Raw genomic sequence first — 20044 nt, 5'->3', positions numbered from 1 at the left:
AGCGACCATGTCGGGGGGCCTGGTCCGTGCGCGTCTCACGATCGATCACGCTGGCCGTGGCGGCCGTCGTCCTGCCGCTGGCCGGCTGCGGTGGCGGCGCGCCCGACGACGGACGTCCCTCCGGCACGGCACGGACCCCGGCCGACGGGAGGGCACCCCGGTCCCCCGCGCCCACCAGCGGCGCCTGGATCCCCGGCTACGTCGCGGAGATGTCGCCGGAGGAGAAGGTCGGTCAGCTGTTCGTGCCGTCCTTCGAAGGCCCGGCCGAGGCGGCGGCGATGATCAAGCGCTATCACGTCGGCGGGCTGATCTACTTCCCCGGCAACCTCGCGGGCGGCCCGGAGAAGACCGCGGCGCTGTCCAACGCGCTGCAACGCTCGTCCAAGCTGCCGCTGCTGCTCGGCGTGGACGAGGAGCAGGGCCTGGTCAGCCGGGCTCCGTTCCTGACCAGGTTCCCCGGGAACATGGCGCTGGGCGCCACCGGCCGTCCGGAGGACGCCCGCGCCGCCGCCCAGGTGACCGGCACCGAGCTGCGCGCCGTCGGCATCAACCAGGACTACGCCCCGGTGGCCGACGTCAACGTGAACCCCGCGAACCCGGTGATCGGCCTCCGGTCGTTCGGCGCCGACCCCGGCCTGGTGGCGCGGATGGTGCCGGCCGCCGTCGCCGGTTACCAGTCCGCGGGGGTCGCGGCCACCACCAAGCACTTCCCCGGGCACGGCGACACCGCCACCGACAGCCACACCGGGCTGCCGGTCATCAAGCACAGCCGCGCCGAGTGGGAACGGCTGGACGCGCCGCCGTTCCAGGCCGCCATCCGGAGCGGGGTGGACGCGATCATGTCGGCGCACATCGTCGTCCCGGGGCTCGACCGGTCCGGCGACCCGGCCACGCTGTCCAAGAAGGTGCTGACCGGGCTGCTGCGGGACCGGCTCGGCCACCAGGGCGTGATCGTCACCGACTCGCTCCGGATGCAGGGGGCGCGCGTGCGGTACAGCGACGCCGCCGTGGCGGTCCGCGCGGTGAACGCGGGCGCCGACCAGTTGCTCATGCCGCCCCGGCTTTCGGTGGCCTACCGCGCGGTGCTGCGCGCCGTCCGCGACGGCACGATCAGCCGGCAGCGGCTGGACGAGGCCGTCGGCCGGATCCTGCGGCTCAAGGAACGGCGAGGGCTGTTCCGCGGCACCACCGCCGACCCGGGGCGCGCGCGTGCGATCATCCGGTCGGCCGCGCACCGGGCCACCGCCGAGCGGATAGCGGAGCGCGCCGTGACCCTCGTCCGCAACGACGGCGGGCTGCTTCCGCTGCGCGAGCGCACCGTCTACGTGACGGGCCCGCGCGAGGAGGCGCTGAGCGCCGCGCTGCGCCGCGCGGGTGTCAAGGTCAGCGGGACGTACGCCGGCGCGGACGCCGTCGTCCTGACCACGCTGAACGCCGGGTCGTCGACCGCGGCCCGCGTCCGGGCGTTCGGCTCCAAGCCGGTCGTGGTGGCGGCGCTGGGCCGTCCCTACGATCTCGACCGTGCCGGACGGGCCGACGCGGCGCTGGCCACCTACTCCTCCGGCGCGCCCGCGGTCAGGGCCCTCGCCAAGGTGATCGCCGGGGTCGTGAAGCCCACCGGGCGGCTCCCTGTGCGGGCGGGCGGCATGCCCGTCGGGCACGGCCTCACCTACAAGTGACGAAGGCCCGGTGGACGAGCGCTCCCCGCCCTGGGAGGATCCTCGGAGGTTCGCACCTTCCCCGCGGAGGTCCCCGTGCCCAGCCCATCCCTTGCGTCACGCGCGTTCCGCGTTGCGGCTCTCTCGGCCGTCCTCGTTCAGGCGACCGCCGCGTGCGGAGGGACGGACGAGGTCACCATGCCGCCGCTCACACCCGAGCCGGGCCTGGAGACACCGACCTCCGTGGGCGCGGCAACGCAAGCCTCGGCCGCGCCAGGTAACACGTTCCCGGCGCGGCTGACGCTCTTCAGATTCCTGCGCGGCATCGCGATCGGTGACGCCCGGGTGTGCGCGCACCTCGCGCCCGAGTACGAGCGCACCCTGTTCGGCGCCGAGGGCGGCTGCCGCACGGGGCTCGCCCAGGCCAGAAGCAGGCTACGGCCCCAGGACCTGACCGCGCTGCGAGGCGTGACCGTGCCCACCGCCCGGCCGGGTTCCCAGCCCGGCGACCTCGTCGTGGACTTCGCGACGCTGCGCTGGAAGACCGCGCCCGCCCGTCCTGGCGGCCTGCTCGCGTCCACGTACACCCTCAGGCAGGACGGCGGCCGCTGGCTCATCGTCGGATGAGCCGGCGGCCGTCGCGTTTCCTAGAGTCCCAGCTCCGCGAGGAGAGGCAGTTCGGCGCGGGCCGCGTCCTTCGCCTCACCCGCCGTGCGGGCCTTGCGGGCCGCCGCCGCTGCGCGCTTGCACTCGTCCAAGGTGTGCCGGGCCAGCGCGGCCCGTACCAAGGGCAGGGAGGGCGCGCTCATCGACAGTGACGTCACGCCCAGCCCGACCAGCACGCAGGCCAGCGCGGGATCCCCGGCGGCCTCGCCGCACACCCCGCACCCACGGCCCGCGTCGGCCGCGGGGCCGGCGGTCATCGCCACCAGGTCGAGGATGGCGGGCCGCCACGGGTCCTGGAACGGGGCCAGGCCGCCGATCTGCCGGTCGGCGGCACAGGCGTACTGGGTCAGGTCGTTGGTGCCGATGCTGAAGAACTCCACCTCGGCGGCCAGGTCGCGGGCGCGCAGCGCCGCGGCGGGCACCTCCACCATGATGCCCGGACGCTCGATCCCGGCGGCGCGGCACGCCTTGGCGAAGAACGCCGCCTCGTCGGCGTCGGTCACCATCGGGGCCATGACCTCCAGCCTGGCGGGCAGCCCGGACGCCGCCGCGGCCAGGGCCCGGAGCTGCGCCTGCAGAACGTCCGGGTACGCCCTGGCCATGCGCAGACCGCGCTCGCCGAGGGCCGGGTTGGGCTCCTCGCCGGGCGGCGGCAGGAAGGCCAGGGGCTTGTCGGCGCCCGCGTCCAGCGTCCGGACGACGACGCGGCCCTCGGGGAACGCCTCCAGGACCGTCCGGTACGCCCGCTCCTGCTCGTCGTCGGAGGGCAGTGTCGCGCGGTCGAGGAACAGGAACTCGGTGCGGTAGAGGCCCACCCCCTCCGCCCCGTGGTGGAGCGCGGCGTCCAGGTCCTTCGGGCCGCCGATGTTGGCCAGCAGGGGGACGCGGTGACCGTCCTTGGTGGCACCCGGGCCGGTGGACTCGCGCAGGAGCGCCGCGCGGGCGGCGGACGCGTCGCGGGCCGTCCGCACCTCGTCCTCGGACGGGTCGATGCGCACCGTCCCGGCGGCGCCGTCCACGAGCACGCGGGTGCCCTCGGCCAGTTCCATCGCACCGGCCAGCGCCACCACGGCGGGGACGCCCATGGTGCGGGCCAGGATGGCGGTGTGGCTGGTGGGCCCGCCCTCCTCCGTCACGAACGCGACCACCAGCTCCGGGTCGAGCAGCGCCGTGTCGGCGGGCGCGAGATCCCGCGCGACCAGCACGAACGGCGTGTCCGACACGGGCACGCCCGGTATCGGCAGGCCCATCAGCCTGGCCACGGTGCGGTCGCGGATGTCGTCCAGGTCGCTCACCCGGGCGGCCAGGTACTCGCCGGCGCTCGCCAGCATGTCCCGGTACGTGCCGAACGCCTCGAACACGGCGCGGGCGGCGGCCAGCCCGCTGTCGATCTTGGCGGCCACCCCGTCGGCCAGGCCGGGGTCGCGGGCCATCAGCGCCTGCGCGCCCAGCACCTCCTGGCCGTCCTTGTTGCCGAGCGCGGCGGCCCGTTCGCCGCGCTCCTCCAGGTCGGCGGCCACCGCTTCGAGCGCCGCGGCGGCCGCGGCCTTCTCGGCGGCGGCGTCGCCGCCGTGACGGGCGCCGACAGGGGGCTCGGGCACGGCACCCGCGAGGGTACGGACGGGACCGGCGCCGATCCCGGGGCTCACGCCGGCGCCCCGCAGGAACAACCCCAGGCCCCGGCCCGGGACGGGGGGCATCGTGGAACCGTCAGGCACCGTCGGGCTCCGGGGTGCTCAGCAGCCGCTCCAGGGTGTCGAGCAGGTCGTCGGCGCCCTCCCCCTCGGCGGCGATCACGACCTCCTCGCCGTGGCGGGCGTCGAGGCCCAGCACGGCCAGGATGCTCTTGGCGTTCACGGGAGTTCCCCCGCGCTTGGCCACTGTGACGTCCATCGGGGCCTTGGCGGCGGTCTGCACGAACAACGCGGCCGGCCGCGCGTGCAGACCCACCCTGGACTCGATCTTGACGTTACGCTCGGTCACAGCAACTCCTCGGTAGTTCCCGGCGGCAGGTCGGTACCGCCGGGTCTCGGCACACTCTCAGCCACCCGGTACCCGCAGCGCGGGCCCCGGCACAACATCCACTTCACTCAGGTCGGCCACGACGCGGTCGGCGGCGGCCAGCGCCGGCGCCGGAAGCGTGGTGGTGACGCCGACGCAGGTCATGCCCGCGGCCTTCACCGCGTCCACGCCCGCGGGCGCGTCCTCGAACCCCACCGACCGCTCCGGCGGCGCGTCCAGCCGCGCGCAGGCGGTCAGGAAGGGTTCCGGGTCGGGCTTGCCGGCGGTCACGTCGTCGGCGGTGACGACGGCGCCGAAGCAGTCCCGGACGCCCAGCTCCTCCAGCATCCCCTCGACGTGCGCGCGCTGCCCCGACGTGGCCACGCCCAGCGGGACGCCCGCGTCGCGCAGGCGCCGCACCAACTCGACCGCGCCGGGGATGGGAGCGACGGCGGGCGAGTCCGGGCCGTGCCGGTAGGAGATCGCCTGCTGGAACAGCTCGTCGACGGTGCGGCCGGGGAACAGGTGCAGCAGCTCGGCCAGCACGTCCCTGCCGCGCCGTCCCGCGAACGAGGCGATCAGGTCGGGGTTGTGGGCGACCCCGTGCGAATCGAACAGCCAGGTCCACACCACTCGGCTGCGCGGCTCGGTGTCGATCAGCGTCCCGTCCAGGTCGAACACCACCGCGGCGGGGCGGACCAGCACCAGCGGCTCCCCCGGCTGCGTCAGCTCCAGACGAAAAGCTCGGCCCCCCTCTCGACGGCGCCCGACTCCACCACGGAGCTGAGCGCGTCCTCGCCGGCGTCCAGCGCCACCACGGCGGTCACGGGGGAACGGCCGCCCGCCTCGATCGCGGCCGGGTTCCAGGCGACCAGCGGCTGGCCGGCCACCACCCGGTCGCCCTCGGTGGCGAGCAGCTCGAAGCCCTCCCCCTTGAGCTGGACGGTGTCCACGCCGAGGTGGACCAGGACCCCGTGGCCTTCGGCGTCCACGACCACGTACGCGTGCGGGTGCAGCTTGACGATCGTGCCGTCCACGGGGGCCAGCGCGTCGCCGGGCTCCCTGACGGGGTCGATCGCCGTGCCGGGACCCACCATGGCCTTGGCGAACACCAGGTCGGGCACGCCGGCAAGCCCGACGGCCGTGCCGCCGACCGGCGACAGAACTCGCGTCATCGCTACGGCTCCCTGGGGTAGGGGATGGTGAGGGTTACTGAGGGTGAGAGTTGGGTATCCGCGGGGTCTTCGGTGGGCGGAGGGTCAGTGGACGTCCCCGGTCAGAGGATGTCCTCGATGTCGCTGGCGATCGTGTCGGCCTCGGGGCCGACGACGACCTGGACGACCCGCCCGCTGCGCATCACGCCGTAGGCGCCCGCCGCCTTCAGCGCCGCGTCGTCCACCTTGGCGGGATCGGACACCTCGGTCCTGAGCCGGGTGGCGCAGGGCTCGATCTCCACGATGTTGCCGGCGCCGCCCAGCGCCTTCACGATGGCCTCGGCCTTGTCCATGGTCTCTCCTGCGGAGGGTTAGGGGGATCCGATCCCGGTCGTCAGTCGGTCTGGGTCACCTTGTTGAGTCCTCGGGGAACGTCGGGGTCGGCGCCGAGCCCGCGGGCCAGCGCCTCGACCAGGATCTGCCCCGGGACGATCAGTCCCAGCGGCGCCACCCACTCGGGCAGGTCCGGGCCGGGCAGCGCGCGCGAGCAGGCCGCGGCGAGCCCGGGCCCGCCACCGACACCGTACGCTCGGGCGCCCGCGTCGCGGACCCGGTGCGCCAGCGCCACCGTCCCCGGCAGGGTCGGCCCGGAGTCCGCCGCGACCAGCAGCGCCGGGGTCCGGTCGTCCACCACGGCGATGGGCCCGTGCAGCAGATCGGCGTACGACAGTCCCATGGCGTGCAGGTAGCACGCCTCTTTGATCTTGAGGGCGAGCTCCAGGGCGGTGCCGAACGCGATGCCGCGCCCGGACACCACCGTGCCCTGCACCTCCGCCAGTTCCGCCACGATCTCGGGGAGCTGGTCGGACGCCTCGGTCAGCTCGATCAGCCGGGCCACCTCGTCGGGCGCCCGGCGCAGGTCGGCGATGTCGAGCGGTTCGCCCCCGCCGGCCGGTCCGCCGCCTCCCTGGGCGCCCAGCCCGATCGCGAGGACGGCGAGCGCGGCGAGCTGGGTGGTGTAGGTCTTGGTGGCGGGGACGGCGATCTCCGCCCCGGCCTCGGTGATCAACGCGACCTCGGCGCTCTCCGCCAGCGGCGAGCCCTCCCCGTTGGTGATCGCGACGGTCCTGGCGCCGCAGCCGGCCGCCCAGTCCAGGGTCTCGACGATCTCCTCGGTCTTGCCGGACTGGCTGATCGCGACGGCCAGCACCCCGTCCAGGTCCAGCCTGCCCCGGTAGGTGGTGGCGATGGACGGCGCCGCCAGCGACGCGAGCCGCCCGGCGTGCGACTCCACCAGGTACCGCCCGTACACGGCGGCGTTGTCGGACGAGCCGCGCGCGATGAACAGCACCTGCCGGGTCTCCCCGGCCAGCGCGGCCAGGTCGGGGACGCGCGGCAGCAGCGCGTCGATCGTCCTGCGCAGCGCCTCGGGCTGCTCGCCGATCTCCGCGCGCATCCTGGTGGTGGTCATCGTCACGCGTCCCCCCGCCGATCTCTCGAGTACACCTCATGTCCCGCGATCCAGGTGGCACGCGCCCGGTGCCCCTCGTCCAGCCACACCAGGTCGGCCGCGGCGCCGGGGGCGACGCGGCCCAGGTCGGGACGGCCGATCAGGTCGGCGGGCACGCGGGTGGCCGCGTCGACGGCGGTGACCGGGTCCACCCCGATCCGCACGGCGTTGGCGATCGCCTCGTCCAGGCGCAGCGCGGAACCGGCGATCGTGCCGTCGGCGCGGAGCGGCGGGCCCTCCGCGGGCATCTCGATGGGCTCCCCGCCCAGGTCGTAGGTGCCGGGCGGCATCCCGGCGGACGCGGCGGCGTCGGTGACCAGCACGACCCGTCCGGCCGCCGCCTGGAACACCAGCCGGCAGGCGGGCGCGGACACATGGTGCAGGTCGAGGATGAGGCCGGGGCTCAACCGGGTGTCGGCGAGCGCCTGCACGGCCACGCCCGGGTCGCGGTGATGGACGCCGGACTGGGCGTTGAAGATGTGGGTGACCTTGCGCGCCCCGGCGTCGGCCGCCGCGGCGACCTGGCCGGCGGTCGCGTCGCTGTGGCCCACGCTGACCAGCACTCCGTTGGCCACCAGGGTTCGGACGGCCTCCAGCGCGCCGTTCCGTTCGGGGGCGAGGGTGACCAGCTTGACCAGCCCGGTCTCCAGCAGCGCGCCGATCGCCTCGGGCGTGGGGTCGGTGAGGTACGCGGCGTTGTGCGCGCCCTTGCGCTTCTCGGAGAGGAACGGCCCCTCCAGGTGGACGCCCAGCACGCGGGTGGTGTTCTCCGGCAGCGCGGGCAGCAGGTCGCGGGTGCGGCGCAGCGCTTCGGCCAGCGCCTCGACGGGCGCGGTGATGAACGTGGGCAGGAACGAGGTCACCCCGGTCTCCGGCAGCCGGCTCACGACGGTGCGCCAGCCGCCCTGGTCGGCGTCCACCATGTCGACCCCGTAATACCCGTTGACCTGGAGGTCGACGAGTCCTGGCGCCAGCGTTCCGCCGTCCAGCTCGACGTCGGGCGCGCCTCCGGGACGTCCCTCGCCCACGTCAACGATCACGCCGTTCTCCATCCGGACGTATCCCGGGGACAAGACGCGGGTAAAGCCATCCTCAGGGGAGGCAATCACGCTGCTAGCGGTGACCAGAAGTGATGCCATGAGCGCGCACTCTCTGTGACGCCGTGAACACGGATCGCCGCCTTGGCGGCGTACTGGTCTAGTCCGGACTAGACCAGTACGCACCATATCCCACAAGTCAACGAAACAGATAGAGCGCCAGCAAACCGACGTTCCACGCTTCGGTCCGCTGGATCGCTCCAGATCTCTTCGGGGGAGGTCGTCGGACCTTGGGCTCCATGGCGTACGAACACGGCACCGGCCGGGACGCGGCGGGCGGCACGGACGGCACCGGCACGGCGGGGGGCGTCGGCGGGACCGGCGGGCCGGGCACGTCCCAAGCCCTGCTCGGCGACGACGGGAGGGGCGGTCGGGGCGGCGCCCGGCGGGGCCGCGGGGGCGGCTGGCCCGCGGCGTTCACGGTGTTGCAGCGGATCGGCCGCAGCCTCATGCTGCCGATCGCGACGCTGCCCGCGGCGGGGATCCTGCTCCGCCTCGGCCAGGACGACCTGCTGGGCCCGGACGGGCTCGGCTGGACGAGGATCGCCGACGTGTTCGCCGCGGCCGGGGGCGCCGTGATGGACAACCTGCCCATCCTGTTCGCGGTCGGGGTGGCGATCGGCTTCGCCCGCCGCGCCGACGGCTCCACCGCGCTGTCGGCCGTGATCGCCTACCTGGTGTTCGACCGGGTCACCAAGGTCATGTTCGCGCACTCGGAGCAGCTGCGCGGCTCCGTGACCACCGCCGGGCCGGCCCCGGGCGGGTCGCCCGCCCAGGCCCTCGACCTGGGCGCCCAGAACCCGACCCAGGTCCTGGGCGGAATCGTGGTGGGCCTGCTGGTCGCCCTGCTCTTCCAGCGCTTCTACAAGACCAGGCTGCCGTCCTGGCTGGCCTTCTTCGGTGGGCGCCGGTTCGTCCCCATCGTCAGCGCGGCCGCCGCGCTGCTGCTCGGGGTCGCGTTCGGGCTGGTCTGGCCCGCGCTGGGCGGCTGGATCGACGCGTTCGGCGAATGGATCACCGGGCTCGGCGCGGCCGGCGCGGGGATCTACGGGGTGGCCAACCGGCTGCTGCTGCCGTTCGGCCTGCACCACATCCTCAACTCGCTGGTCTGGTTCGTCTTCGGCGGCTACGAGGCGGCGGGCGGTGTCGCGCACGGGGAGATCAACCGCTATCTGGCGGGGGACCCGGAGGCCGGGAGGTTCCTGGCCGGGTACTTCCCCGTGCTGATGTTCGGGCTGCCGGGCGCCGCCGTGGCGATCTGGCGGGCCGCGCCCCCGCACCGGCGCGGCGCGGTCGGCGGGCTGATGGTGTCGGCGGCGCTGACCGCGTTCGTCTGCGGCGTGACCGAGCCGATCGAGTTCTCGTTCATGTTCGTGGCGCCCGCCCTGTACGGGATCCACGTGGTGCTCACCGGCGTGTCCACGTACCTGATGGCGGCGGTGGGCGCGCAGCTCGGGTTCAGCTTCTCGGCCGGGCTGATCGACCTGCTGCTCAACGCCACCAAGGACAACACGCGCGAGCTGCCCCTGATCGTCGGGCTCGGGGTGGTCTACTTCGTGCTGTACTACGCGGTCTTCAGCTTCGTCATCCGGCGCTTCGACCTGCCGACCCCGGGCCGCGAACCGGAGGAAGACCCCCGCTGAGGGTCCCCGAACGGCCGCTGAAGGGCCACCGAACGGCGGCCACTGACCTGGAGATTCTCATCGCGGGAGGCGTCCCTGGCGAAATCCGGTCGTTATTGAATCATGCATTGACATGCCGTCGCGGGCTGTGGTCTAGTCCGGCCTAGACCAGTACGACCCAGTATGACCAGCACGACCACGTACGAACAGGCGAACACGGCGAACCGGAAGTCCCGCCGCTCTGACCCGGCCCGCGAGGAAGCCCGTGACGACCATCGACCCGCACAGCCCGGTGCCCAAGTACTTCCAGCTCCGGGGCATCCTGCTCGACATGATCGAGGGGGCGGAGCTGCCGGTCGACGCGCCGATCCCGTCCGAAAGGGAGCTGTGCGGCCGGTACGGGCTGTCCCGGATGACGGTCCGCCAGGGCGTGGACCAGCTCGTGGCGGAGGGACGGCTGTACCGGGTCCCGGGCAAGGGCACGTTCGTGGCACGTCCCAAGATCGAGATGCCGCTCCGGCTCGTCTCGTTCACCGAGGACATGCTGTCGCGCGGGCTGCGTCCGGGCGCGGTCGACCTCGACCGCCGCACCGTGCCCGCCGACGCCCGGCTCGCCCGCATCTTCGAGGTCGAGCAGGGCACCAGGATCCACGTCATCGAACGGCTGCGCACCGCCGACGGCGAGCCGATGGCGGTGGAACGCGCGCACATCCTGGCCTCGCTGGCCCCCGACCTGCTCGACCGGAGGCTGGCCGACCGGTCCCTGTACGGCGTCCTCGAGGCGGTGTACGGGCTGGTCTTCGACGCCGGCGACCAGACCATCGACGCCGGGCTCGCCGACGCCACCGAGGCCAGGCACCTGAAGATCGCCCGGGGCAGCGCCGTGCTGAACCTGCAACGCCGCTCCTACTCCGGGGGCGTCTGCGCGGAACTCGGCGTGTCGACCTACCGGGCCGACCGCTACCAGATCCACACCGCTCTCGGAAATCCGCCGAGACGGACGTAAACCGCCCGTCCGGGCCCTCGTCTCCAGCCCGAACAGGCCGGCCGCACCAGCGCCGGTCACCCCCCGATATTGGAGGAGCCCCTGATGAGTTCGACAACCGCAGTGGACGGGACCGCCGCGCCACGTCCAGGGTCGGCGGCGCTGGCGGTCCTGCAGCGCATCGGCCGCAGCCTGATGCTGCCGATCGCCGTCCTCCCCGCCGCGGCCATCCTGCTCCGCCTCGGCCAGGCCGACCTGCTCGGCGCCGACGGCCTGGGCTGGACGGAGGTCGCCAACGTCGTCGGCAACGCCGGTGACGCGCTGTTCGCCGCCCTGCCGCTGTTGTTCGCGGTCGGTGTGGCCATCGGCTTCGCGCGCCGCTCCGACGGCTCCACCGCGCTCGCCGCCGTGGTCGGCTACCTGGTCTACGACCGGGTCTCCAAGGTGATCTTCTCCTACAGCGACGAGCTCCAGGGACGGGTCCAGATCACCAAGGTGGTGGACGGGGCCAACCAGACGGTCATCGACTGGGGCGCCAAGAACCCCACCGACGTGCTCGGCGGCATCCTGATCGGTGTCGTCACCGCCCTGCTCTACCAGCGGTTCTACCGGATCAAGCTGCCCACCTGGCTGGCCTTCTTCGGCGGCCGCAGGTTCGTGCCGATCATCACCGCGTTCGCCGCCGTGGTGCTGGGCGTGGTCATCGGGTTCATCTGGCCGGTCCTGGGCGGCTGGCTGACCGACTTCGGCGACTGGCTGACCGGCGCGGGCGCCGCGGGCGCCGGCATCTACGGCGTGGTCAACCGCCTGCTGCTGCCGTTCGGCCTGCACCACATCCCCAACTCCCTGATCTGGTTCGTGTTCGGCGACTACCAGACCGCGGACGGCGTGGTGCACGGCGAGATCAACCGCTACCTGGCCGGCGACCCCGACGCGGGCGGCTTCCTGGCCGGGTTCTTCCCCGTCCTGATGTTCGGCCTGCCCGGCGCCGCCCTGGCGATCTGGCGGGCGGCCCCGCCGCACCGGCGCGCCGCGGTCGGCGGCATCATGATCTCCGGCGCGCTCACCGCGTTCGTCACCGGCGTCACCGAGCCCATCGAGTTCGCGTTCATGTTCGTCGCGCCCCTCCTGTACGCGGTGCACGTCGTGCTCACCGGCATCTCGATGGCGTTGCTGGAGGCGGCGGGGGCCCAGCTCGGGTTCAGCTTCTCGGCCGGTGGCATCGACTTCCTGCTCAACATGACCAAGGACAACACCGAGGGCCTGCCGCTCATCGTGGGACTTGGGGTGATCTACTTCGTCCTGTACTACGTGATCTTCAAGTTCCTGATCGAGAAGTTCGACTTCGCCACCCCGGGCCGCGAACCCGAGGGCGAGGACTCGGTCGCGGCCGACCCGGCGGCGCAGCCCGAACTGGCCGCCGCGGCCGCCTCCACGGGCCGCAGGTCGTCCGGGTCCTCGTCCGGGTCGTCGTCATCGTCCGAGAAGAAGGCGGAGCGGGCCGACACCGATTCCGCGGACAGCTCGGCCTCCTCGGACAGCGCGGCCTCCTCGGACGGCGCGTCCTAAGGGTCCTCCCCCCACGCCCACAGGAGGACTCGTCCCCAATGGCGGCGGGCGTCGCCCCCACACACGACGCCCGCCGCCGTTCCTTTGCCCTTCGCTTGACCGCATGAGGCCACGCGCGTATCAACCGGTGCCCGCGTGCCTCTGGTGGTGGAGAACATGGCCGCCTCCCAAGGAGCCCTCATGCGCGAAGCACGCCGTCTCCCGGCCCTGGTTCCCGGACGTCCCACGACGCGGCGTCCCACCGTCGTACGGATCAGCGCGCGCATCGGACCCCGGCACACCGACGGCGCCCTCGCGCTCGCTCCCGCGAACGCGGCCCGGGAACGGCGACGATCGCACCTGGCGGTGGCCGGCGCGCCGCCCCCACGCGAGACCGCCGAGACCACCCTCCGTCTGATCATCGAGGTGCTCGCCGGGACGCGCCCTCCCCGGCACCTCGCCGGACGCGCCGTCCCGGACGTGTGGCAGGGCCTGGCCGTCCAGCGGACGCCCGCGCGGCGGACCCCGGTGGCGCCGCCGCGGATCCTGCGGACGTGGCTTCAGGACCTCGTCCCCGGCGCCCTGGAAACGGGCGCCGTGGTCAGGCTGGGCGGCCACGTCCACGCCCTCGCCGTACGCCTCGAACACACCCGAGGCGACTGGCGCTGCACCGCCCTGGAAACCACCATCCCGGCCACCCACCGGGCCAAATGAACGCCGGCCCCCGGAAGGGGAATCCTTCCGGGGGCCGACGCTTCGGCGACTACTGGACGGCGACTACCGGTTGCGCGGGTCGCCGTGGCAGCGCTTGAACTTCTTGCCCGACCCGCAGGGGCACGGGTCGTTGCGGGAGACCCCGGCGTACTCGTCCTTGGCGTCCTCGCTGTGGTGCTCGACGCCGCCCTCACCGTCGACCGTCGGGGCCGAGTAGTCCAGCTTCTTGGCGCGCTTGGGCTTGTCCAGGCCCTTCGCCTTGATCTGCGGCGTCTCGTCCTTGGCCTCCTCCGCGCCCTTGGCCTCCTTCTCCGTGGAGACCTTGCCGGACGGGGCGGACTTGGACACCTCGACGGGCTCGGCGCCCACCGTGGGAGCCTCCGGCTGCTCCTCGACCTCGACCTCGAGGTTGAACAGGTAGCCGACCGACTCCTCCTTGATGCCGTCGAGCATGGCGTTGAACATGTCGTAGCCCTCGCGCTGGTACTCCACCAGCGGGTCGCGCTGCGCCATCGCCCGCAGGCCGATGCCCTCCTGCAGGTAGTCCATCTCGTACAGGTGCTCGCGCCACTTGCGGTCCAGCACCGACAGCACCACGCGGCGCTCCAGCTCCCGCATGACCTCGGGGCCGAGCTCCTCCTCGCGCTTGTCGTACGCGGCCTGCGCGTCCTCGCGGATCTTCTCGGCCAGGGTCTCGGCGTCCAGCGCGGAGATCTCGCCGACCTCCTCGATCAGCTCGTCCACGGTCACCGAGATCGGGTAGAGCTGCTTGAACGCCTTCCAGAGCTTGTCCAGGTCCCATTCCTCGGCGAAGCCCTCGGCGGTGGCCCCCGCCACATAGCCGTCCACGACCTCGTCGATCATGTTGCGGACCTGCTCGTGCAGGTCCTCGCCCTCCAGCACCTTGCGGCGCTCGGCGTAGATGACCTGGCGCTGCCGGTTCAGCACCTCGTCGTACTTCAAGACGTTCTTGCGCATCTCGAAGTTCTGCTGCTCCACCTGGCTCTGCGCCGACTTGATCGCGTTCGACACGATCTTGGACTCGATCGGCACGTCGTCCGGGATGTTCAGGCGCGTCATGATCGACTCGACCCTGGCGGAGTTGAACAGCCGCATCAGGTCATCCTCCAGGGACAGGTAGAACCGGGACTCGCCCGGGTCGCCCTGCCGGCCGGAACGACCGCGCAGCTGGTTGTCGATCCGCCGCGACTCGTGCCGCTCGGTGCCCAGCACGTACAGGCCGCCGGCCTCCACGACCTTCTCGTACTCGCCCTTGACGGCCTCCTTGGCCTTCTCCAGCGCCTCCGGCCAGGCCGCCTCGTACTCCTCGGGCGTCTCCAGCGGGGACAGCCCGCGGCCGTGCAGCTCCAGGTCGGCGCGGAAGTCGGGGTTGCCGCCGAGCATGATGTCGGTACCACGGCCGGCCATGTTGGTCGCGACGGTGACCGCGCCGATACGGCCGGCCTCCGCGACGATCGCGCTCTCCTGTTCGTGGTGCTTGGCGTTCAGCACCTGGTGCGGGATCCCGCGGCGGCGCAGCATCTTGCTCAGCCGCTCCGACTTCTCCACCGAGGTGGTGCCGACCAGGACCGGCTGGCCCTTCTCGTGCCGCTCGGCGATGTCGTCGACGACCGCCTCGAACTTGGCCTGCTCGGTCTTGTAGACGACGTCGGCGACATCGTCACGGATCATCGGCTCGTTGGTCGGGATCGGCACGACGCCGATCTTGTAGGTCTTGTTGAACTCGGCCGCCTCGGTCTGGGCGGTACCGGTCATCCCGCTGAGCTTCTCGTACAGCCGGAAGTAGTTCTGCAGGGTGATCGTGGCGAGGGTCTGGTTCTCGTCCTTGATGGCCACGCCCTCTTTGGCCTCGATGGCCTGGTGCATGCCCTCGTTGTAGCGGCGGCCGTGCAGGATGCGGCCGGTGAACTCGTCCACGATCAGGACCTCGCCGTTCATGACGACGTAGTCCTTGTCGCGCTTGTACAGCTCCTTGGCCTTCAGCGCGTTGTTGAGGAAGCTCACCAGCGGCGTGTTGACCGAGTCGTACAGGTTGTCGATGCCGAGCCAGTCCTCGACCTTCTCCACGCCGGACTCGGTGATGCCGACCGTGCGCTTCTTCTCGTTGACCTCGTAGTCACCCGGGCCGTACTGGTCCACCTGCCCGGCGGTGCTGATCAGCTCGGCCCGCTTCAGCCGCGGGACGATCTTGGCGAACTCGGCGTACCACTTGGAGTTCTGCTCGGCCGGACCGGAGATGATCAGCGGTGTCCGGGCCTCGTCGATCAGGATCGAGTCGACCTCGTCCACGATCGCGAAGTGGTGGCCGCGCTGGACGCACTCGTCCAGGCTCCAGGCCATGTTGTCGCGCAGGTAGTCGAACCCGAACTCGTTGTTGGTGCCGTAGGTGATGTCGGCGTTGTAGGCGGCGCGGCGCTCCTCCGGGGTCATCTGCGGGAGGATGACGCCCACCTCGAGGCCGAGGAACTGGTGCACACGGCCCATCCACTCGGCGTCGCGCTTGGCCAGGTAGTCGTTGACGGTGACGATGTGCACGCCGTCGCCGGTCAGGGCGTTGAGGTACGCGGGCAGCACCGAGGTCAGGGTCTTGCCCTCACCGGTCTTCATCTCCGCGATGTTGCCGAGGTGCAGCGCGGCACCACCCATCACCTGCACGTCGTAGTGCCGCTGCCCCAGCACGCGTTTAGCCGCCTCACGGGCGGTGGCGAACGCCTCGGGAAGCAGGTCGTCCAGGGTCTCGCCGTCGGCGAGGCGCTCCCGGTACTTGTCGGTCAGCTCGCGCAACTCGGCATCGCTCATCTCGAGGAAGTCTTCCTCGATCGAGTTGACCTGATCCGCGAGCTTCTTGAGCTTGCGCAGGGTTTTTCCCTCGCCCGCACGAAGGATCTTATCGATGACTGGCGGCACTCTCGGAGGCTCCTTGCAGATCGTGGGTCACCGCTTCGGGCGGCACGCACACCACACGTACGATGCCATCGTAGGCGAGACCCAGAATGGTCTAGGTCACGTCGCGACGCAATCCGCGCGGCGCGTCCTGTTTGGCCTTCCGGGTGCGAGGAAGACCCTTCGGTGCGGTTCTAGGGCCCCATCGGGACCACTTGGTCCCGGTACACGGATCGAGGGGAGCGTGACATGTCCGAGGAAGCCCCCGGCACCCGGAAGGACGACGGCTCCGAAGAACAGCGGAAGGCGCCGCCCTCCGGCTCAGAGGAGAAGTACCTTCCCGAGGAGAGCCACGGCTCGCACGCCGGCCGCCCCGGTTCCTGGGTGGCCGTCGCGATCATGGTCACCGGCTTCGTCGTCGGCGGGGTCGCGCTGACCGTCGGCCCGTCCTGGATCACGTTCTGGATCGGCGTCGCGATCGTCGTGGTGGGCTTCATCGTCGGCGGAGCGGTGAAGATCTTCTCCGATGTCGTGGTGGACGCCCCGAGGGTGATCCCCGAGATCGTCGACTACTCCGTCTTCGGCAGCCGCTCGGCCAAACGGCGCGGCGGCCGGGCCGGTGAAACACTCGACAAGCCCGTCCACACCGATACCCAACACACCCCGCACGGCTGAGCATTCCCCCGGCCCACGTACCGGGCCCTGAGCTCAGGCCCGGTACGTGGGCCTCGGCGGCTAGTCCGGCGGGTCGAGCACGAGCAGGGACGCCAGGTCGGAGGGATCGACCTTCTCCACCCGTACGGCGTCGCATCCGACCCACTCCGCCGCACGCCACAAGGCGGTGCGCAGGGCGTCGAAGGCCGTCTCCCTCCGGGCGGCCGTCTTCACCGCCCAGGGCTCCAAGGAGATCTGCCGGGCCACCAGCGTGCGTCCCTCACGTGCCGGATCGACCCTTCCCAGCAGGCGCCCTCCGGCCAGCACCGGCATCGCGAAGTACCCGTGGACGCGCTTGGCCTTGGGCACGTACGCCTCCAGGCGATGATCGAACCCGAACATCCGGGACGTCCGGGCCCTGTCCCAGACCAGTGAGTCGAACGGCGACAGCAGCGTCGTCGCGTGCCGTCCCCGTACCGGCTCCGCCAGCGCCCCGGGATCGGCCCACGCCCCGTTGCGCCACCCCTCGACCTTGACCGGGACGAGCCCCGCCGCCTCCGCCACCGCGTCGACCTGGTCGGCCCTCAACCGGTAGTAGTCGGCCAGGTCCGTCCGCGTCCCGACGCCGAGACACCGCGCCGACCGGGCGACCAGGCCGGTCAGGCACTCGGTGTCGTCCGGGTCCCGGTCGAGCAGCCGGGACGGGATCGCCCGTTCCGCCAGGTCGTACACGCGCCGCCACCCGATCCGCCGGACGCACACGACCTCGCCGATGTCCAGCAGCCACTCGATCGCGATCTTGTGGTCGCTCCACTGCCACCAGTCGCCGCCCGCCTTCGCCCCGCCCAGTTCCTTGGTGGTCAGCGGCCCCTCGGCCCTGAGCCTCTTCAGGACGTCCTCGCACACCCCCTCGGGCACCTTGTGCCAGCGCCACCCCCGCGCCCGGAACGCCCGCCGCCTGAACGAGAACAGCGGCCAATCCTCCAGGGGAAGCACCGAGGCCGCGTGGGCCCAGTACTCGAAGCCCGCGCCCTCACCCCAGTAGGCCGCCTCGACCGCGTCCCGCCCGATGGCGCCGAGCCGCGCGTACGGCACCAGCTCGTGCGAACGCGCCAGGACGGAGATCGTGTCGAGCTGGACGGCGCCCAGCGCGCCCAGCAACCCTCGCATCCCGCCGCGCCGCAGGCCCGACCCGAGCAGCCCTTGAGCGCGAAGCTGCAACCGCCGTGCCTCGTCCGCGCTGAGTTCGATGCCATCCACGCCGCCGATGCTAGGCGACAACACCGACAAAACCCGATTGCCGGTTCCCCGAGGGCCCGTCGCGCAACGTCCACGGCAGGGCCGGTCAGGCAATCGATGGGAGGCGGAACCTCAGAAGCCCGGCGCCCAGCCACCACTCTCCCGAACCGCCCAGGCCGCGCCGCTTGACCGGAAAACCGTCGCACGTCCGCCCGGGAGGCCCGTCAGAGCACGCCGTCCCGTGCTCATGGCCCGGCGAAGGCAGGCGCGGCTTCGAGCAGGTGGCGGCCTATCGTCTGGTCACCGCTGATGGACGCGGCCACTGTGGAGGGATCGCGACGGTCGGCGGCCAGCATGCAAAACTCCAGGGCGTCCATGCGCAACGTGACCACCGGCGCCGCCGCACCGTCCCCGCCCAGCGTCACGAGCCAGTCGCCTCCCCCAGGGCCCTCCAGCACGACCCGCGCCCGTCCTTCAGGGCCCAGCCCGCGCGACGACCAGGCCGCCGGAAGGGCGCGCACCCCTAGCGCGGCGATGGCGTGGAGATGCTGAGGCAGAGGAGCGGGCAGGTTCCGCCCGACGACCTTGGCGATGTCCGTACTGTGCACCCACGTCTCGAAGGCACGGGCGACGACCGCGTTGTCCAACCGCATCGGCTGCAGGATGTCCACCTTCCGCCCCGGCTCCAGAGTGTTCAGCCGAGCACAAAGCTCCCGCGCCTGGCGGTGCCAACTCCCCCAGGTCTGCTCAACACGCCGCCCGCGCTCGAACCCGATCGCCTCAGCCGTGTAAGCCTCCACCCGATTCTGACCACCCCCTCCCGCGACCCCGGATCGCCCGGCATCCTCCTGCGGCGCACCAGCGCCCGCACGAACCCCCGGGAACCCAGCACCCCGCCGGCCCCCGTCCCCACGGACATCGTTCTCCGCGACGTGCGGCATCGCAGGTAGTTGCTCGATCAACAAACGATCGGTGGCGGACAGATGCGCGACCACGTCTTGAACGTTCCAGTCATAGATGACCGTGGTCGCCCATTCCTCCGCGCTCAGTTCGGCCAGCAGCGCGTCCAGCACGGAGACCTGCGCCGCGTACGGCGCCGCGAACTCAGGCACCACAGGCGCGGGCGCCCGCCGCCGCACCGCGGCCCCCAGAACCCGAGCGCGCAAACCCTCCGGCACCGGCTTCTGGTCATCGGGCACCGGGACGGGGGCTGAGGGGTCGGATCGCGGATCGTCCGGGGTCTGAGGGGTGGCGGGGTTGGTCGAGGCGAAGAGGAGGCGGCTTTCGTCGGCGCATTCGGCGCAGTCGGCCAGGTGTTCTCGGACGAGGGCGGCCTCCTGCGGCGAGCAGGCGCCGATCGCGAAGGCAGCCAGCAGGGGCGCCACGTCCCGGTGCGACGCCGTCATGGTGATCCCCTCCTTGGCCCGGCGTTCACTCTTCGCTCGTGGTGGCCGGGCCGGATGAAGATCCTCTGTGACCACCGGCGTCCCGGTAACCCGCGGCGCCCCTCAGGTGATCTCGAGAAGCTTCTCCCTGACCGCGTATACCACGGCCTCCATCCTGGAGTGCAACTGCAACTTCTCCAGAATGTTCCGGACGTGGTTCTTGACGGTGTTCTCGGAGATGAACAGCTCCCGGGCGATCTCCCGGTTGCCCAGGCCGCGGGCGACCAGGCGCAGCACCTCCATCTCGCGTTCCGTGAGACGGGGGGCGGGGACCTGCTGCGTGCGCTCCTCGCTGCGCTTGGCCAGCGCCGCGAACTCCGTGATCAGCTTGGACGCCATCGAGGGGCTGATCAGCGACTGGCCGCCGTGGACGGCGCGCACCGCCTGCGGCACCTCGTCGATGGAGATCTCCTTGAGCAGATAGCCGCTGGCCCCGGCCTTGATCGCCTCGAAGAGGTCCTCCTCCTCGTCGCTGATGGTCAGCATCACGATCTTGGCGCTGGGCGCCGCTTCCTTGATCGCCGTGCAGGCTTCGATGCCGCTGCGGCGGGGCATGCGGATGTCCATGAGGACGACGTCGGGCAGCAGGTCGCCCGCCATCTCGACCGCCTCGTGCCCGTCCCCGCCCTCACCGATGACCTCGATGTCGTCCTCGCCCTGCAGCACCATCTCCAGGCCGCGGCGGAACAGCGCGTGGTCGTCCACGATGAGCACGCGGATGGGATCGGCCGGGCCCTCGCCTGCCGGGGTGTCGCCGGAGGCGGCCTGCCGGGGTGCCGCCGCGGCGCCGCGAGCCTGGGGATTCTCGCTCACCTGAGTCGCGGCGTGGAGGATACGCCGCTTCCCC

The 20044-nt window shown here is 72.0% G+C and carries 18 protein-coding genes and 1 pseudogene; 7 read left to right on the top strand and 12 right to left on the bottom strand.

All coding sequences use genetic code 11. From position 1 onward, the window contains the following. The first annotated feature begins 26 nt into the window (after window positions 1-26). Together ACGWYJ_RS05930 and ACGWYJ_RS05925 are read left to right on the top strand one after the other, a co-directional pair. The gene (locus tag ACGWYJ_RS05930) at window positions 27-1679 is read left to right on the top strand and encodes a glycoside hydrolase family 3 protein (RefSeq protein ID WP_395104545.1); all 1653 of its coding nucleotides are present in this window, start codon (window positions 27-29) and stop codon (window positions 1677-1679) included. A gap of 177 nt (window positions 1680-1856) precedes the next feature. After that, entirely contained in the window at window positions 1857-2285 is a 429-nt protein-coding gene (locus ACGWYJ_RS05925; protein WP_395104544.1) for a hypothetical protein, read from the top strand. A 20-nt stretch (window positions 2286-2305) separates the two neighbouring features. Here ACGWYJ_RS05925 and ptsP read toward each other — a convergent pair whose 3' ends face one another. The 7 genes from ptsP to nagA all read right to left on the bottom strand — a co-directional run bounded on the left by ptsP (window position 2306) and on the right by nagA (window position 8128). Then, window positions 2306-4024, bottom strand: coding sequence for a phosphoenolpyruvate--protein phosphotransferase (ptsP, locus tag ACGWYJ_RS05920; protein ID WP_395104543.1), 1719 nt, complete (start codon window positions 4022-4024; stop codon window positions 2306-2308). 10 nt (window positions 4025-4034) lie between these two features. Continuing rightward, window positions 4035-4307, bottom strand: coding sequence for an HPr family phosphocarrier protein (locus tag ACGWYJ_RS05915; RefSeq protein ID WP_285694372.1), 273 nt, complete (start codon window positions 4305-4307; stop codon window positions 4035-4037). Between the two features lie 57 nt (window positions 4308-4364). Next, window positions 4365-5030 (bottom strand): HAD family hydrolase, encoded by a 666-nt coding sequence (locus ACGWYJ_RS05910; protein WP_395104542.1) that lies wholly within the window; start codon window positions 5028-5030, stop codon window positions 4365-4367. A gap of 20 nt (window positions 5031-5050) precedes the next feature. After that, the gene (locus tag ACGWYJ_RS05905; protein WP_395104541.1) at window positions 5051-5500 is read right to left on the bottom strand and encodes a PTS glucose transporter subunit IIA; all 450 of its coding nucleotides are present in this window, start codon (window positions 5498-5500) and stop codon (window positions 5051-5053) included. A gap of 101 nt (window positions 5501-5601) precedes the next feature. Next, window positions 5602-5832, bottom strand: coding sequence for a PTS glucose/sucrose transporter subunit IIB (locus ACGWYJ_RS05900; protein WP_285694375.1), 231 nt, complete (start codon window positions 5830-5832; stop codon window positions 5602-5604). A 41-nt stretch (window positions 5833-5873) separates the two neighbouring features. Further along, on the bottom strand, window positions 5874-6950 hold the full coding sequence (locus ACGWYJ_RS05895; RefSeq protein WP_395104540.1) for an SIS domain-containing protein: 1077 nt from the start codon (window positions 6948-6950) through the stop codon (window positions 5874-5876). 2 nt (window positions 6951-6952) lie between these two features. Further along, window positions 6953-8128, bottom strand: coding sequence for an N-acetylglucosamine-6-phosphate deacetylase (gene nagA, locus ACGWYJ_RS05890; protein ID WP_395104539.1), 1176 nt, complete (start codon window positions 8126-8128; stop codon window positions 6953-6955). Window positions 8129-8325: 197 nt separating this feature from the next. On the opposite strand from nagA, the gene ACGWYJ_RS05885 reads away from it, so the two are divergent. From ACGWYJ_RS05885 to ACGWYJ_RS05870, 4 genes are all read left to right on the top strand, one after another. Next, a complete protein-coding gene (locus ACGWYJ_RS05885) occupies window positions 8326-9729 on the top strand; it encodes a PTS transporter subunit EIIC (RefSeq protein WP_395104538.1) in 1404 nt (467 codons plus the stop codon). Between the two features lie 244 nt (window positions 9730-9973). After that, window positions 9974-10714, top strand: a complete 741-nt coding sequence (locus ACGWYJ_RS05880) for a GntR family transcriptional regulator (RefSeq protein WP_395104537.1) — start codon at window positions 9974-9976, stop codon at window positions 10712-10714. An 84-nt stretch (window positions 10715-10798) separates the two neighbouring features. Then, on the top strand, window positions 10799-12262 hold the full coding sequence (locus ACGWYJ_RS05875) for a PTS transporter subunit EIIC (RefSeq protein ID WP_395104536.1): 1464 nt from the start codon (window positions 10799-10801) through the stop codon (window positions 12260-12262). Window positions 12263-12442: 180 nt separating this feature from the next. Next, window positions 12443-12955 carry an Rv3235 family protein gene (locus ACGWYJ_RS05870; RefSeq protein ID WP_395104535.1) on the top strand — a complete coding sequence of 171 codons (513 nt, stop codon included), beginning with the start codon at window positions 12443-12445 and terminating at the stop codon, window positions 12953-12955. Window positions 12956-13018: 63 nt separating this feature from the next. Here ACGWYJ_RS05870 and ACGWYJ_RS05865 read toward each other — a convergent pair whose 3' ends face one another. Then, complete coding sequence (locus tag ACGWYJ_RS05865) at window positions 13019-13303, bottom strand: SEC-C metal-binding domain-containing protein (RefSeq protein ID WP_395104624.1); 285 nt, start codon at window positions 13301-13303, stop codon at window positions 13019-13021. 44 nt (window positions 13304-13347) lie between these two features. Further along, window positions 13348-15883, bottom strand: a pseudogene (gene secA, locus ACGWYJ_RS05860) (preprotein translocase subunit SecA); the annotation flags it as partial. Between the two features lie 225 nt (window positions 15884-16108). Here secA and ACGWYJ_RS05855 point away from each other — a divergent pair. After that, entirely contained in the window at window positions 16109-16534 is a 426-nt protein-coding gene (locus ACGWYJ_RS05855) for an HGxxPAAW family protein (RefSeq protein WP_395104534.1), read from the top strand. 60 nt (window positions 16535-16594) lie between these two features. Here the strand turns inward: ACGWYJ_RS05855 and ACGWYJ_RS05850 are convergent, their stop codons facing one another. The 3 genes from ACGWYJ_RS05850 to ACGWYJ_RS05840 all read right to left on the bottom strand — a co-directional run bounded on the left by ACGWYJ_RS05850 (window position 16595) and on the right by ACGWYJ_RS05840 (window position 19917). Then, a complete protein-coding gene (locus tag ACGWYJ_RS05850) occupies window positions 16595-17773 on the bottom strand; it encodes a winged helix-turn-helix domain-containing protein (RefSeq protein ID WP_395104533.1) in 1179 nt (392 codons plus the stop codon). Between the two features lie 224 nt (window positions 17774-17997). Beyond that, window positions 17998-19158 (bottom strand): maleylpyruvate isomerase family mycothiol-dependent enzyme, encoded by a 1161-nt coding sequence (locus tag ACGWYJ_RS05845; protein WP_395104532.1) that lies wholly within the window; start codon window positions 19156-19158, stop codon window positions 17998-18000. 102 nt (window positions 19159-19260) lie between these two features. Then, window positions 19261-19917: a response regulator transcription factor gene (locus tag ACGWYJ_RS05840; RefSeq protein ID WP_231336292.1), complete on the bottom strand. Its 657-nt coding sequence runs from the start codon at window positions 19915-19917 to the stop codon at window positions 19261-19263. Window positions 19918-20044 lie beyond the last annotated feature (127 nt).

Origin of the sequence: Actinomadura sp. SCN-SB, assembly GCF_043906805.1 — a bacterium.
In the GTDB taxonomy this organism is placed as follows: Bacteria; Actinomycetota; Actinomycetes; order Streptosporangiales; family Streptosporangiaceae; genus Spirillospora.
The sequence above is the reverse complement of the archived record's forward strand: the minus strand, read 5'-3'. Positions and strand labels throughout refer to the sequence as shown.

Excerpts from the sequence above, each read along its gene's own strand:
- nagA (WP_395104539.1), bottom strand. The coding sequence starts at position 8,128 with ATGGCATCACTTCTGGTCACCGCTAGCAGCGTGATTGCCTCCCCTGAG.
- ACGWYJ_RS05845 (WP_395104532.1), bottom strand. The coding sequence starts at position 19,158 with ATGACGGCGTCGCACCGGGACGTGGCGCCCCTGCTGGCTGCCTTCGCG.
- ACGWYJ_RS05855 (WP_395104534.1), top strand. The coding sequence starts at position 16,109 with ATGTCCGAGGAAGCCCCCGGCACCCGGAAGGACGACGGCTCCGAAGAA.
- ACGWYJ_RS05895 (WP_395104540.1), bottom strand. The coding sequence starts at position 6,950 with ATGACCACCACCAGGATGCGCGCGGAGATCGGCGAGCAGCCCGAGGCG.
- ACGWYJ_RS05905 (WP_395104541.1), bottom strand. The coding sequence starts at position 5,500 with ATGACGCGAGTTCTGTCGCCGGTCGGCGGCACGGCCGTCGGGCTTGCC.
- ptsP (WP_395104543.1), bottom strand. The coding sequence starts at position 4,024 with ATGCCCCCCGTCCCGGGCCGGGGCCTGGGGTTGTTCCTGCGGGGCGCC.
- ACGWYJ_RS05900 (WP_285694375.1), bottom strand. The coding sequence starts at position 5,832 with ATGGACAAGGCCGAGGCCATCGTGAAGGCGCTGGGCGGCGCCGGCAAC.
- ACGWYJ_RS05875 (WP_395104536.1), top strand. The coding sequence starts at position 10,799 with ATGAGTTCGACAACCGCAGTGGACGGGACCGCCGCGCCACGTCCAGGG.
- ACGWYJ_RS05925 (WP_395104544.1), top strand. The coding sequence starts at position 1,857 with ATGCCGCCGCTCACACCCGAGCCGGGCCTGGAGACACCGACCTCCGTG.
- ACGWYJ_RS05870 (WP_395104535.1), top strand. The coding sequence starts at position 12,443 with ATGCGCGAAGCACGCCGTCTCCCGGCCCTGGTTCCCGGACGTCCCACG.
- ACGWYJ_RS05885 (WP_395104538.1), top strand. The coding sequence starts at position 8,326 with ATGGCGTACGAACACGGCACCGGCCGGGACGCGGCGGGCGGCACGGAC.